This is a genomic window from Dyella telluris (genome assembly GCF_014297575.1).
In the GTDB taxonomy this organism is placed as follows: Bacteria; Pseudomonadota; Gammaproteobacteria; order Xanthomonadales; family Rhodanobacteraceae; genus Dyella; species Dyella telluris.
This window is the reverse complement of sequence record NZ_CP060412.1, coordinates 264,765-277,536: the sequence shown is the minus strand read 5'-3', so window position 1 is coordinate 277,536 and position 12,772 is coordinate 264,765. Positions and strand designations below refer to the sequence as shown.

Annotated in this window: 12 protein-coding genes; 3 read left to right on the top strand and 9 right to left on the bottom strand. The window is 64.4% G+C overall.

The features are described 5' to 3' along the window. Positions 1-68 precede the first annotated feature (68 nt). Positions 69-758 (top strand): deoxyribonuclease V, encoded by a 690-nt coding sequence (gene nfi / locus H8F01_RS01420; RefSeq protein ID WP_238481104.1) that lies wholly within the window; start codon positions 69-71, stop codon positions 756-758. Positions 759-767: 9 nt separating this feature from the next. On the opposite strand, the gene H8F01_RS01415 is transcribed toward nfi, so the two are convergent. Beyond that, positions 768-1,133, bottom strand: a complete 366-nt coding sequence (locus H8F01_RS01415; protein WP_187057323.1) for a Fur family transcriptional regulator — start codon at positions 1,131-1,133, stop codon at positions 768-770. Beyond that, complete coding sequence (locus H8F01_RS01410; protein WP_187057322.1) at positions 1,126-1,761, bottom strand: PadR family transcriptional regulator; 636 nt, start codon at positions 1,759-1,761, stop codon at positions 1,126-1,128. The genes H8F01_RS01415 and H8F01_RS01410 overlap by 8 nt, the downstream gene beginning before the upstream one ends. A gap of 401 nt (positions 1,762-2,162) precedes the next feature. Between H8F01_RS01410 and H8F01_RS01405 the strand changes: the two genes are divergently transcribed. Next, positions 2,163-4,019 (top strand): ABC transporter ATP-binding protein, encoded by a 1,857-nt coding sequence (locus H8F01_RS01405; protein ID WP_187059092.1) that lies wholly within the window; start codon positions 2,163-2,165, stop codon positions 4,017-4,019. A gap of 148 nt (positions 4,020-4,167) precedes the next feature. Further along, entirely contained in the window at positions 4,168-4,704 is a 537-nt protein-coding gene (locus H8F01_RS01400) for a DUF6496 domain-containing protein (protein ID WP_187057321.1), read from the top strand. Between the two features lie 104 nt (positions 4,705-4,808). Here H8F01_RS01400 and H8F01_RS01395 read toward each other — a convergent pair whose 3' ends face one another. The 7 genes from H8F01_RS01395 to H8F01_RS01365 form a co-directional block, all read right to left on the bottom strand. Then, positions 4,809-5,915 (bottom strand): AI-2E family transporter, encoded by a 1,107-nt coding sequence (locus tag H8F01_RS01395; protein WP_187057320.1) that lies wholly within the window; start codon positions 5,913-5,915, stop codon positions 4,809-4,811. Between the two features lie 433 nt (positions 5,916-6,348). After that, entirely contained in the window at positions 6,349-6,678 is a 330-nt protein-coding gene (locus H8F01_RS01390; protein WP_187057319.1) for a potassium channel family protein, read from the bottom strand. A 191-nt stretch (positions 6,679-6,869) separates the two neighbouring features. Further along, positions 6,870-8,303, bottom strand: a complete 1,434-nt coding sequence (locus H8F01_RS01385) for a S41 family peptidase (RefSeq protein WP_187057318.1) — start codon at positions 8,301-8,303, stop codon at positions 6,870-6,872. 360 nt (positions 8,304-8,663) lie between these two features. After that, positions 8,664-9,257 (bottom strand): TetR/AcrR family transcriptional regulator, encoded by a 594-nt coding sequence (locus tag H8F01_RS01380; RefSeq protein WP_187057317.1) that lies wholly within the window; start codon positions 9,255-9,257, stop codon positions 8,664-8,666. A gap of 94 nt (positions 9,258-9,351) precedes the next feature. Further along, the gene (locus H8F01_RS01375) at positions 9,352-9,945 is read right to left on the bottom strand and encodes a cytochrome b (RefSeq protein ID WP_238481103.1); all 594 of its coding nucleotides are present in this window, start codon (positions 9,943-9,945) and stop codon (positions 9,352-9,354) included. Continuing rightward, positions 9,942-11,024 (bottom strand): catalase family peroxidase, encoded by a 1,083-nt coding sequence (locus tag H8F01_RS01370; RefSeq protein ID WP_187057316.1) that lies wholly within the window; start codon positions 11,022-11,024, stop codon positions 9,942-9,944. The genes H8F01_RS01375 and H8F01_RS01370 overlap by 4 nt, the downstream gene beginning before the upstream one ends. Positions 11,025-11,257: 233 nt before the next feature. Continuing rightward, the gene (locus H8F01_RS01365) at positions 11,258-12,709 is read right to left on the bottom strand and encodes an amidohydrolase family protein (protein ID WP_187057315.1); all 1,452 of its coding nucleotides are present in this window, start codon (positions 12,707-12,709) and stop codon (positions 11,258-11,260) included. Positions 12,710-12,772: the final 63 nt, after the last annotated feature.

Below are 12,772 nucleotides of genomic sequence, written 5' to 3'. Positions count from 1 at the left end.
CAATGAATAAATGTCCTGAAGCGTAAGTCTTGACGGTTCGTTGATTCCCGGGCATTCACGCTGGCGTGATGATTTCGATCGACATGACGCAAGCGATACCCGTCTGGGATGGCGACGTGCCGAAGGCGCGCCAGCTGCAGACCGAACTGGCCGCGCGGGTGCGGCTGGAGGATGACTTTCCGCCGCTGCGACGCGTGGCCGGCGTGGACGTGGGCTTCGAGGAAGGTGGTGCGGTGACGCGTGCCGCTGCAGTGCTGCTGGATGCACGGACACACGCGCCGCTGGCTGAAGTGGTGGCGCGGCAGCCAACGCGCATGCCGTATATCCCGGGCCTGCTGTCGTTTCGCGAGCTGCCCGCCGTACTGCAGGCGCTGGCGGAACTGCCGGAAACGCCGGATCTGGTCTTCGTCGATGGCCAGGGCATAGCCCACCCGCGGCGCCTGGGTATTGCCGCGCATCTGGGCGTGGTGACCGGCCTGCCGTGCATTGGCGTGGCCAAGTCGATTCTGGTCGGTACGCACGAGGAGGTTGGCCCCCGGCGCGGCGATCGTCAGCCGTTGACCTACAAGGGCGAGGTGATTGGCTGCGTGTTGCGCAGCAAGGATCGCATCCGCCCGCTGATCGTGTCGCCGGGGCATCGCGTGAGCCTGGCGACCGCGCCGGAACTGGTGCTGGCCTTCGGCAGCACATACCGCCTGCCCGAGCCTACGCGCCTGGCCGATCGACTGGCCTCGCGACGCGGCGGCGTGCGGCGCTGACACGGTCGCTCAGGCTGCAGGCACCAGGCGGTAACCGAAGGCAGCGGCAAGGCGGGCGACGGCGGCCAAGGCCGCCTCGTTGCGTGCACTGGATTCCGTCGACGCGCCCAGCCGCCAGCGCGAGCGCTGGTGCGCCACCGGGCGCGAGCTGGCCAGGCCGTGCTGTTCCAGTTCGCGCAGGAAGCGGTAAACCGTGCCCAGGCTGGTGCGGGGTTCGACCTGCTGGGCGAGGACCATCAGTTCCACGGCGTCCGGTTCGTCCTTCGCATCATGCAGGGCCTGCCAGATCGCCAGGCGCGGCGGCGTGGCGCGCATGCCCACGCGCGCCAGCCACTGCGGGAGGTCGGCCGGCGCGGCGGGCAGGGCCTCAGGCATCCTTGCCGCCCTTGGCGATGTCGTCCGCGGCGCGCTTGATGATGTCGACCACGCGCTTCACTTCCTCCGTGTTCCACGGGCCGCCGTGCATGAACAGGGCGCGCTTGAGGTTGTGCATGGCTTCGCGCAACGCCATGGGGGCGGCGGCGCGGGCGAACATCTTCGCGGTCTGCTGCATGCGCGCCATCACGGCGTCGACGGTTTCCTTGTTATCCGCCAGGAACGTCTTGCCATCTTCGGTGATCGAATAGAGCTTCTTGCCCTCGTCGCTCTGCACGCTGGCGTGGCCCATTTCCTCGAGCAGGGTGAGGGTGGGGTAAACCGCGCCGGGACTGGGTGCGTAGGCACCGTCGAACATTTCCTCGATGGTGCGGATCAGCTCGTAGCCGTGGCGCGGCTGTTCCGCGATCAGGGCGAGCAGGATGAGCTTGAGGTCGCCGTGACCGAACACGCGCCCGCCGCGGAAACGACCGCCCATGCCGCCAAAGCCGCCTTCGCCCTCGTCGTCACCGAAACCGCGCCGTCCGCGCCCTCGGCCGATGCCCATGGCCTCGCGGGCCCAGCCCTCGCGGCCTTCGTGGCAGTGGTGGTGATGGTGGCGGTGACCAAACAGATGATGAAAACCCATGACTGACTCCGATATATCGTAAGTAACAGTCTTAAGATATATCGTGAGTTTTGCGGATTGCAAGGGCCATTGGGAAACGTGAGGTTCGGGCGACCTCAAGGCGCTGGATTCCGGCCTGCGCCGGAATGACGGCCATCAGGGGCCCGCGGGACCTGTAGATCCCGGCTCCGCGGGGGCGCAAGAGCGGGCGATAAGCGGCGAATGACGCCTTTCGCAGGTACCTCGCCACCGTTTGTCCGTCATGCCGGCGCAGGCCGGAATCCAGCCCCTTCAGCCTGGTCAGCGCGACGCCATCACTCGCCCAGGCTGCGATCTCTCCGCCACAGAACCTTGAAACACCTTCGACTAGCCTTCACCCAGAAAACGTTCCCCGCCGGTTTCTCCCCAAGGACGACCCCATGCTGTTCCGCTGGTTCGAATCGCTGATCGACGCGTTCAAGGAGCCCGTCGACGGCATGCCGCCGTCCACGGTGTGGCGGTTCTATGTGTTCTACCTGCGCCAGGTGTGGCCGGTGTTCGCCGCTGCGCTGGTGGTGGGCTTTGGCGTGGCGCTGGTGGAGGTGTCGCTGTTCGGCTTCATCGGGCGCATCGTGGATCTGGCCAAAGGCGCGCCCGTGGCGGATTTCTTCCGCCTGCACGGCAACGAACTGCTGTGGATGGGCTTTGTGGCGCTGATCGCCCGCCCGGTGCTGATCGGCCTGCACGATCTGTTGGTGAACCAGGCCATCGTGCCCAATCTCACCAACCGTATCCGCTGGCAGAACCATCGCTATGTGATCCGCCAGAGCCTGGGTTTCTTCCAGAACGATTACGCCGGCCGCATCGCCAACCGCATCATGCAGACCTCCGGCGCGCTGCGCGAATCGGCGGTGCAGATCGTGGATGCCATCTGGTACGTGGCGATCTACACCGGCAGCGCCATCGTGATGTTCGCCCGGGCGGACTACTGGCTGGCCGTGCCGCTGATCGTGTGGCTGGTGGCTTACGTGGCCACCCTGCGTTACTTCGTGCCGCGCACCAAGGAGCGTTCGTGGCGCCAGTCCGAGGCACGCTCGCGCCTGATGGGCCGCATCGTGGATGGCTACAGCAACATCCTCACGCTCAAGCTGTTCGCGCATACGCAGCGCGAAGAGGCCTACGTGGCCGATGCCATGGGCGAGCAGATCAAGCGCATGCGTGCCATGACGCGCCTGACCACGGCGATGGACGCCACCATCACCACGCTCAACGGTTTCCTGATTGTCGGCACCTCGGCGCTGGCGCTGTGGCTGTGGAGCCAGGGCAAGGTCACGGTGGGCGCCATCGCGCTGAGCACGGGTCTCGTGATCAGAATCAACAATATGTCGGGCTGGATCATGTGGGTGATCAACGGCATCTTCGAAAACGTCGGTACCGTGCAGGACGGCATCGAGACCATCGCCAGGCCGCGTACCGTACAGGACCGCGAAGGCGCCATGCCGCTGGAAGTCACCGAGGGTGGCGTGCGCTTCGAGGACATCCACTTCCATTACGGCAAGCAGGGCGGGGTCATCTCCGGCCTCGACCTGGACGTGCGTGGCGGCGAGAAGATCGGCCTGGTCGGCCCCTCCGGCGCAGGCAAGTCGACGCTGGTGAACGTGCTGCTGCGGCTGTACGACCTGGAAGGCGGGCGCATTGCCATCGACGGCCAGGACATTGCGTCGGTGGCGCAGGAAAGCCTGCGCGCGCAGATTGGCGTGGTGACTCAGGATACCTCGCTGCTGCACCGCTCCATCCGGGACAACCTGCTGTATGGCCGCCCGGACGCCAGCGAGGCGCAGGTGATCGAGGCCGTGCGCAAGGCGCGCGCCGAAGAATTCATCCCGCAGCTGGTGGATGGGGAAGGGCGCGTGGGTTATGACGCCCACGTCGGCGAGCGCGGCGTGAAGCTCAGCGGCGGCCAGCGGCAGCGCATTGCCATTGCACGCGTGCTGCTGAAGGACGCGCCTATCCTGATCCTGGACGAAGCCACCTCCGCGCTGGACTCGGACGCCGAGGCGGCCATCCAGGACAGCCTGGAAGTGCTGATGCGCGGCAAAACGGTGATTGCCATTGCGCATCGCCTTTCCACCATTGCGCGCATGGACCGCCTGGTGGTGATGGACAAGGGACAGATCGTGGAAACCGGCACGCATGCGGAGCTGATTGCGCGGGACGGCTTGTACGCCCGGTTGTGGAAGCGCCAGACCGGCGGATTCGTGGCGGCGGAAGATGCCGCCGAGGACAGCGCGCTGGCCTAACGCGCCGGTAAAGGCGGGCGAGGCAAGGTGGGGTGTCGCACACGCCGTGCCACGAGCATGAATGCCCACCCGAAGGCTTGAGGTTTATTTGTGGCCGCGTTCACGCCGGTCACGGCAGCATGACCCTTCACTCCAACGGAGCAGCGAGATGCCTACAGAACGAGCCGTGGCACGCGCCCGCAAGGACAAACGCGAAGGCAAGTCGGCCAGTACGCAGGCCGGCGAGTTCGTGCGCGAGGAAATCGAGCACATCCGGGAAGGCAAGCACGGCGCGCGCTCGACCAGGCAGGCCATCGCCATCGGGCTTTCCGAAGCCCGGCGTGCCGGCATCGACGTGCCGGCCAAGGCGCAGAGCGGCAAAAGCATCCGCAAGAAGCCGGTGGCGAAGAAAACCTCGGCGAGCAAGGCCACGACGGCCAAGCGCAGTCGCGCCACCACGGCGGCACTGAAGCGCGAAGGCACTGCTGCGGCATCGTCGTCAGCGCTGTCTCGCCACGCAAAAGTGAGTGCCGCGGAACGCACGCCGGCCGAACGCTCGGAATCTGCCCGCAAGGCTGCCCGCACGAAAGGGCCGGCCGAGCGCAAGGCGGCGGCGAAGAAGGCGGCAAGGACGCGCGCATCGTCACGGGTGGCCGGTGCGACGCGCGCGGCACGTACCCGTGCCATGCGTGCCCGAACGCGTTGAACGGCGGGCGAGGTAGTGCAAGTTCAGGGCAGGCCTGCACGGGTGCCTCAGGGCAGCAGAAGGCCTGAACCCGCGAGGTTCGACTCGCGGGTCATCCGCCAAGGTCAGGGCTTCTCAAGCGGGGCAGGTGGTTCGACGGCCTGTGGTTGGTCCTCCACCCAGCGCCAGAACAGTTGATAGCCCACGGCGAGCACCACCGGACCGATGAACAGGCCGATGACGCCTCCCGTCACCATGCCGCCGAGCGCGCCAATCAACACCACCGGCATCGGCACATCGACTCCGCGTCCCAGCAGCAAGGGCTTGAGTACGTTGTCTGCAAGGCCCGCGATGAACACGTAGACGGCGAACACGATCGTGCCTGCGGTGAAGCCCTCCTTGGCGAACACGAAGATGATCACCGGCACGGTGATCAACGTGGCCGGCAGCTGCATGATGCCCAGCAGCAGCACCGCCAGTGCCAGCAGGCCTGCACCGGGAACGCCCTTGAGCACGAAGGCGACGCCGACCAGCAGCATCTGGATGAAGGCGATGCCGACGACGCCCTGCGCCACCGCGCGTATCGTCGCGGAGCACAGGTCGGTGATTTTCGGAGCCGTTTCCTGGCCAAAGATGCGCGAGGCAATCTGGATGGCGCTTTGCTTGGATTCTTCGCCGTAGGCCATGAAGATTCCGGAAATGATCAGGGCAAAGATGAAGATCATCAGCCCCATGCCCACGCCGGTGGCGACGCCAAGCAGGTCTGCACCCAAACCCTTCAATTGCGGCGTGAACTTCTGCAGCAGGCCGGTCAGATCGGTGGAGGCCTGCGACCAGAACGCATAGACCTTGCCGCCCACCAGTGGCCAGTTGGCTACCGAATCGGACGGCGGCGGAATGTGCATGCTGCCGCTGTGCACCATGTCAACGCCATGCTCCACCGATTCCACCAGCGCCAGGCCCAGCAGGTAGGTGGGCACGGCGATGATGATCAGCGCGATAAGCACGATGACCGTGGCCGTCAGTCCATCCTTGTTGCCAAGTTTTTTTCGCAGCCGGAGGTGCAACGGATAAAGCGTGATCGCGAGTATCAGCGACCACACCATCAAGCTTCCGAATGGATAGAAAATGCGAAAGCAGAACAGCGTGAGAATCGCGATAAGGCCAGCCCGTATCAGGACGTCGAGCATGCCGCGGGACAGGGCTTTCTCGGAAATCGGCGTAGACAGCATCGATGATCTCCTTGCTGATGGCAGTGAGAGATGCGCGAGCGACAAGCCTGTGTGTCTGGTGGCCCCTGCCGACGCTCCCCGGACGACGCGGCGTCGTGATGTTCAGCCAGCCCATGTGTTTTCTGCGAGAAAGGAACGGCGTGTTTGGCGCCTTCCTTGCGGCACGCATTCGTCCAGGCGCGAACTCTGCGCTGTGCATCACCTGCAATAAGTAGATTTACTTATCACTGATTCCGTTGGCCGCAGGGCATGAAGGACATCCTCGTCGCCAGCTATTGGAGGGCGCACAGGCGGTGAACATGTCTGGCGCGGGCAAAACAGCAGGCGGGGTGGCAGCGGTTGAAGCCGACTTTCTCCTGCGGCACGCCCTCAGTCGCCCTGGGAAAGTCGACCGGAGACATGCCCATCATGCGCCAGCCATTCAATGCCCCTATCAGGGGTCATCTTTGTTCCTTGCCCTTTGGAACGCCGCCACGCCAACTGAAACGATCAACCCGGTCAGCACGACGCCAACGGATCCGATGGCGATCGCAAGCAGCCGGGACAAAGCGCGCTTGGGCACCATGTCGCCATATCCGATGGTCAACCCCGTAACAAAAGAGAAGTAGAGGCCATCGCCGGCGGACCACCCCTCCAGGTGTGCGATGACAAGCCCAACGATGGCGACGAACAGCAGCAGTGCTGACAGGACAGGCCAAATAATCTTCAATCCGACCCATAGCTCCAGGGCGAAATCACGCCTGATAGAAGTCGAAGATCGCATTGGGCACTCCAGTACGGTGGAAGGATTTCCTCAGAGAACCTGGAATTTCTCTTGACGCTCTTGCTGGCCGAATAACGGCTCGTGGTACAGGATTGCCTTGGACCTCGTGCGGCCGGACACCACCCTTCTGCCATGCGTCCAGCCTGGGCCGAAGGCGGACATCCCGTACCGCGCCTGCGCGGACAAATCCCTTACCTGCCTGCAGGGCCCGCCCCGTACTCACCTGCTGCAAGAGCACCGGCCTTGCGGATGGCATCTCCATAATCGCCTGTCGAGGGCTTCAAGCCAATGACCTGAAAGTGGATCCGAGGGGGAAGCCCGAGCCCTTCATAGGTTTGCCCCCCGGGCCCACGGTAGATCTCCGTGGACATGGACAGGATCCAACCGTTGGGGAGGCCCTTTTCAGTGGCATCGGAGAAGATCCCCTGAGTGGGCTCGCCGACCTGAATCACATTCGGGAGCTGGCGCATCCTCAAGGCGAAGACTTCGGCTGCGCTGGCGGTGAGTTCGCTGGTGAGCATGTAGACCGGCTTTCGATAACAAACGCCGTCATGGGGAACGATGTCGAATCGCTGCACCTGGCCGCCATGGAAGGCTTGCTTGCTATAGGCCGGCCGAACCTTGTCGGCAAAACGGGCGGCAATGTCCGCCGACACCTCGTCATCGCCGCCCAGGTTGTGCGAGATGTCGAGAACCAGTGCGCTCGTGTCTTTCAGGTCGGTCAGGGCAAGATCCAGCGCCGGGCGCAGGCGAGTACGTTCGCCCTCGATATCCGTATCGGCACCGAGACCTGTCATCTCGTTGATGGCCAGGTACCCGACGTTTCCCGTCAACTTTCCCCATACGAGCGCGCTTCCAAGTGCCTGGCGATGCGTGCCTGGCAGGAGCGTTGCGGCCGCCTGCCTTCGTTCGCCAGGCATCCAGCTGTCGATCACCCAACTCAGGAAATTGTTGTATTGACGTTGGAGGGAGAACTTCTGGTTGAGCGCTCGAAAGTCGTCACCGCGAAAGCTGCGCAGCCGGAAGGGTTTTCCGTTGATCTGTCCCGAAATGCTGGTATGAGGATCTTCCACGTTCTGGAACAGCGCAGAAAGAACGGCGAGCAGGTCTTGCTCGGTTCTGGCCTGGAGGATGCGAGGCCTTAGGCGGGTCGCGCGCTCTGACCAGTTGACATGGTGTTCCCGCGCAAACGGGTAGAACTCGGTGAGTGACGCGGATACCGCGTCAAAGATGTACTCGGGATTCGTTCGATCCATTGTCCCGGTGCACGCGATGGGCATCCCGGCCATCCGATGGGGCTGATATCGCGTTCCGTCCGGGGACGAAGCAAAGGATGTCAGCGAACCGGATGCGCTCGTCGTGAAGAAGGGAATAAGTTCAGTAGCCGCTTGCATCCCGGAATACTCGGTGTCGCGCCAGCACAGACCACCCGCGTGATCATAGACATCCACGGATGACGGCTTGACATCAAAAGCCATGCCATAACTTGGCAGGTCCCAGTATCCCCGGGCGGGCGGGGTCACGCGGTTCTCCGAAATCGTTCGAAGAATCAGGTCCGGCGAGTGAGCGCGCATGGGCAGTGAGTGAAACGAGCCGAATGCTGCAACAGATGCAAGCGCGATCATGCGGGCATAGCGGCGACTGACGGTTAGTCCTACCACTTCTTCTCCCTGATGTGGACTTGCAGCCCCGACCTGATTCTGAAAGGTTCGCCTTGAGTCGAATGTAGCCCGGATGGAGCCAGCGGCGGAATCCGGGATCCACCCATCCGGTGCATGTCATGTCTGCGTGGGCGCGGCGATCCCGGATTCCCGCTGCGCTTCATCCGGGCTACGGATGGCGTGCCGTACTTCCCATGTCAGCCATGGGTCGAAAGCGAACCTGCGGCCCATGGGCAACGCTTGGTGCGCCGAGGGGAGCTGACAGGTCCAACGTTTCATGCCGTTGTTTTCGGATTGCGCCCTGGCCGATCGTGAAGATCATGCCTACGCCGCCGCTTCCAGCCCCAGTCGCTGTTTGAGCCGATGGCGGGAGTCAGCGAGGATGGCGTCGGATCGCTGCGGGTCGGTTTCCACGCGAGCCAGCGAAAGGGCGCCAACCAGCTCCGACACCGTAGAGCGTGCCAGTGACTGCGGATCGGGATAGCCCATGGCCGTCATCTTTTCCGCCAGTGCCTCGGTGAGCCGGCGCGCGCCTTCGGCGAAAAGCAGGCGCGTGGCCTCGGGCAGCCGCGGCAGGTCGGAAGCCAGCGCCGCCATCGGGCAGCCGGCGCCACGGGTGTCGCGATGTGTCGTCGAAAGATAGAAATCGATATAGGCGGCCAAACCCTGCGCAGGCTCGCGGCCTTCGGTTTCACGCTGCAGCCGTGCGCGCGACTCCTCGAACAACTGTCCGATCGCGGCGGCCACCAGTTCGTCCTTGGACTTGAAGTGGGCGTAGAAACCGCCGTGGGTAAGACCGGCCTCGGCCATCACGCTGGCCACGCCGATGCGGTCGGGGCCGTCCTGGCGAATGGCCTTGGCGGCCACTTCCAGCACCTTGCTGCGGGTTTTCTGTTTGTGTTCGGCGTCGTACCGCATGGCGGCTCCGCTCAACTGGTATGACGCCAATCATACTATTGACAGCCGGCATCGCAAGTGCCATGGCACCGCGATGCCGGCGTGTGGCCGGTGGCTATGCCTGTGGGGGCGCTTGCGTTGCGGGTGCCTCGACAGTCACCGCTTCATGGTGGGCCATCGACGGAAACGTCATGCTGGGCAGCACATCGTCGCGGCGGATAAGGCCATGGAAAAGCGCAGCGCCCATGTGGCCCAGCACGGTGACGAACAGCAGATAGGCCAGATAGCGGTGTGCTTCACGCAGCCAGGCGAACGTCTCGCCATTTGCTGCCAGCAACGGCGGGAGGTGCAGGGAACCGCCCAGCGAGATCGGATAACCGCCAGCCGACAACATCGCCCAGCCAACCAGCGGCAGGGAGAGCATCAAGCCGTAAAGCACCCAATGTGAGGCCTTCGCCACGAACTGCATCAGCAGGGGCATGTCGGCGGGCAGCGGCGGCGGGGGAAACCGCAGGCGCACGCCAAGGCGGATCAGCGCGAGGATGAAGATGGTCGCGCCCAGCGGCTTGTGGATGGCCAGCAGCCACGTATGTTTGCCGGACACGGTTGAGACCATGCCCACGCCGATGAATAGCATGGCGAGGATGAGCACGGCCATCAGCCAGTGCAGCAGGCGCGCCAGTGGATGGAATGCATGGGGTGTGCTCATTGCGGCTGCTCCGAAGGCGTCTTGACGTGCGCAGCGCCGGGAATGTGCGCCTCCTCGCTGGTGCGGCGCAGATACGAATCCGCATACGCGGAGGATCTTGCCGGCAGCAATGGATCGTCGGAGATCTGGATGCCCGCGGGCAGGATGGTCGGGTCGTAGTTCACGTCGCGGCACGGGCCGCTGTCCTGCGGTTGTTCGCTTTCCACCACCAGCGTGCCCACGTCGATGACGTGCCGCTCCGCCGGCCACATCTTGGTGGCGTCATTGGTGGGGTCGCCGGGCGACGCCAGCGTCACGCGCAGGTGCCAGCGCTGCGGCCCCTGTGCCAGCCGTTGCTGCAGGTCGCGCGCGAGGTAATCCGGATCGCCGGCCTGCGGGCTGGTGCCTGCATCGTCAGTCGCTTCCGGTGTCACCTTCCAACGGACCGGGTGGCGCTTGCCGGTAGGGTCGATGAAGTAGAACGCGTTGATCGATTCATAGGTTTCGGTGACGTAGCTCGCCGACGGTTTGGCCGTCTTTACCCACGCGAGGAAAGGGCCTGCTTCGGGGTGGGCGGCGAAAAACGCGCCGACGCGTTTCGGATCGGGTTTGCCGGTGGCCGGGTCGGGGCTGGTCGCCACCACCTGATCGTAGAACGCCTGGGGTGTGCCCACCGGAAACACCGGCATGCTGTTCATGCCAGTACGCCACTGTTCGCCATTCGGCAGCGAAAAGCGCAAGGCAAAGCTGCGGATGGGAACACTGCTGTCCGGCGCATAGGGGTTGCCGCCGGGCAGGGCGAAGCGACCGACGAACGGCGTGCGTCCCGCCGCGAAGATGCTCGCCGTGGAATAGGCGGCTCCGGCGCCATTGCTTTCAAAGTAACCGGCGACGCAGACGCCCTTGGCGTGGTTGCGTCGAAAACCCGGGTGGACGGTGTTGCCCTGCAGCGCATCCACGATGCGGTGCGAGGTCAGGCGCTGCGGCGTGATCCATCCCGCCACCCAGGCGAATGCAAAGGCGAGCCCCGCGACGGCAAGGCCAATCACGGCCCACCTCCAGGGTTGGCGTGACGGCGGCGGTGGAGACGGATCGGTCATGCGGCACTCCTGGAATGACAGGTGGATGTCCTGACTTCGCCGGATGGCGGCCGATGGTTACCCCAAGGCCGCAAACCGTGTGCAGCGCCGGGCGTGGAGTCCCGGTGTCTGGCGTTCCTGGCGGCTATTGTGTCGGGCGTCATGCTGCGCCGCGTGAAGAAAGGCCGGCATGGCGCCGGCCTTCGAATCAACGTTGGGGTGCTGCCGGGCAGGCCTGCCCGCACGGCAGTGGCTTATTTCGCCGCCTGCCGGTTCCAGGCCGATACCTGGGCGCGGGTCTGTTCGAGCATGCCGTCCAGCGCGTGGCGGTCGTATACGTGGCCGCGCAGGATCACGGTGTCGATGTCGCGCGTGGCGTCGATGTCCTTCAGCGGATCGCGCTTGAGCAGCACCAGGTCGGCGGCGTGGCCGGTGGTGATGGCGCCGTAGCGATCCAGCTTGCCGAACCACGCCGGGCCCGCACGGGTGGCCGACGACAAGGCCTGTGCCGGAGTCAGGCCGTTCTTCACGAACAGGCCCAGTTCTTCATGCAGGCCGATGCCCGGGTAGTCGAAGGAGTTGAGGAAGCCGGCATCCGTGCCCGCCATGATGGTGACGCCCGCCTGCTGCAGCATCGGCAGCACCGCAGCCAGCTTTTCGTAGTGCGCGTGGCGCGCGGCGATCTGTTCCGGCGTGGCCTTGGCGGCGCGCTCGATGCGCCAGTCGTAGGTCTTGCGCAGCTTCGGGCCGATATAGGCGAGGTAGGGATCGTTGGCGTGGTTGTCCACGTCCAGGAAATCCAGTACGCGGCCGCCGTTGAGCGTCGGCGTGACGAATACGTTTTTGTCCTTGAACAGCTGGTAGGCCTTCATCGCCGTCGCCTTGTCGAAGCCGGCGTCCAGGCGCTTGTTGGCTTCGGCGCGCGTGATGCGTCCGGCGGCGTAATCCGCGGTGATGGCGGCTTCGTCCTTCACGCCGGCCTTGTAGGCGTAGTCGATGTGTTCGATCGAGCTGATGCCGGCATCGACCGCCTGTTCCACCGTCAACGCCATTGGGATGTGGCCCGAGGAGCGGATACCGAAGCTGTGCGCTTCAGACACCGCATAAAGGAACAACTGCGGATCCAGCGTGCTGTCGGTGATCTTGACGAAGTCGACCTTGTCCTTCTTCAGCTTCACGAACGCGGCATCGACATCGGCCTTGCTGCCGACTTCGATGGTGCCTTTCCACACCGGATGAATGCCTTCGATCTTCGCGCCCGAGGTGAAGAGCTGCGGCCCGAACAACGTGCCGTCGGCAATCTCCCCGCGCCACGCCAGCACCTGGTCGGGCAGGTCGCCCGAGCAATCGCGGATGGTGGTAATGCCGTGCGCGATATACAGCGGCAGTAGAGCCTTGTTCTCGTCGATCAGCTCGGGGCCGCCGCCGAAGTGCACATGCATGTCCCACAGGCCGGGAATCAGGTAGCGATGATCGCCATCCACGGTCTGGGTTGCCTTCCACGCTTTGGCGATGTCCTTGTCGGGGCCGACGGCGACGATGTCGTTGCCGCGCAGCACCACGGCCTGGTCCTGGATGGCGGTCGCGTGTTCTACGTCAACCACGTTGGCATGGCGGATGATCACGTCGCCGACTGACGACGCCGCAAAGGCCGGGGAGGCCAGGGCCACCGCCGAAGCGATGGCGACCGAAAGAAGCTTCTTCACGCGTGGTGTTCCTCGTGGCGGGAAAGCGGGCGTTGCCCGGTGCGTCGATCGATGTTAGAAGTC

Excerpts from the sequence above, each read along its gene's own strand:
- nfi (WP_238481104.1), top strand. The coding sequence starts at position 69 with ATGATTTCGATCGACATGACGCAAGCGATACCCGTCTGGGATGGCGAC.
- H8F01_RS01415 (WP_187057323.1), bottom strand. The coding sequence starts at position 1,133 with ATGCCTGAGGCCCTGCCCGCCGCGCCGGCCGACCTCCCGCAGTGGCTG.
- H8F01_RS01410 (WP_187057322.1), bottom strand. The coding sequence starts at position 1,761 with ATGGGTTTTCATCATCTGTTTGGTCACCGCCACCATCACCACCACTGC.
- H8F01_RS01400 (WP_187057321.1), top strand. The coding sequence starts at position 4,168 with ATGCCTACAGAACGAGCCGTGGCACGCGCCCGCAAGGACAAACGCGAA.
- H8F01_RS01395 (WP_187057320.1), bottom strand. The coding sequence starts at position 5,915 with ATGCTGTCTACGCCGATTTCCGAGAAAGCCCTGTCCCGCGGCATGCTC.
- H8F01_RS01390 (WP_187057319.1), bottom strand. The coding sequence starts at position 6,678 with ATGCGATCTTCGACTTCTATCAGGCGTGATTTCGCCCTGGAGCTATGG.
- H8F01_RS01385 (WP_187057318.1), bottom strand. The coding sequence starts at position 8,303 with ATGATCGCGCTTGCATCTGTTGCAGCATTCGGCTCGTTTCACTCACTG.
- H8F01_RS01380 (WP_187057317.1), bottom strand. The coding sequence starts at position 9,257 with ATGCGGTACGACGCCGAACACAAACAGAAAACCCGCAGCAAGGTGCTG.
- H8F01_RS01375 (WP_238481103.1), bottom strand. The coding sequence starts at position 9,945 with ATGAGCACACCCCATGCATTCCATCCACTGGCGCGCCTGCTGCACTGG.
- H8F01_RS01370 (WP_187057316.1), bottom strand. The coding sequence starts at position 11,024 with ATGACCGATCCGTCTCCACCGCCGCCGTCACGCCAACCCTGGAGGTGG.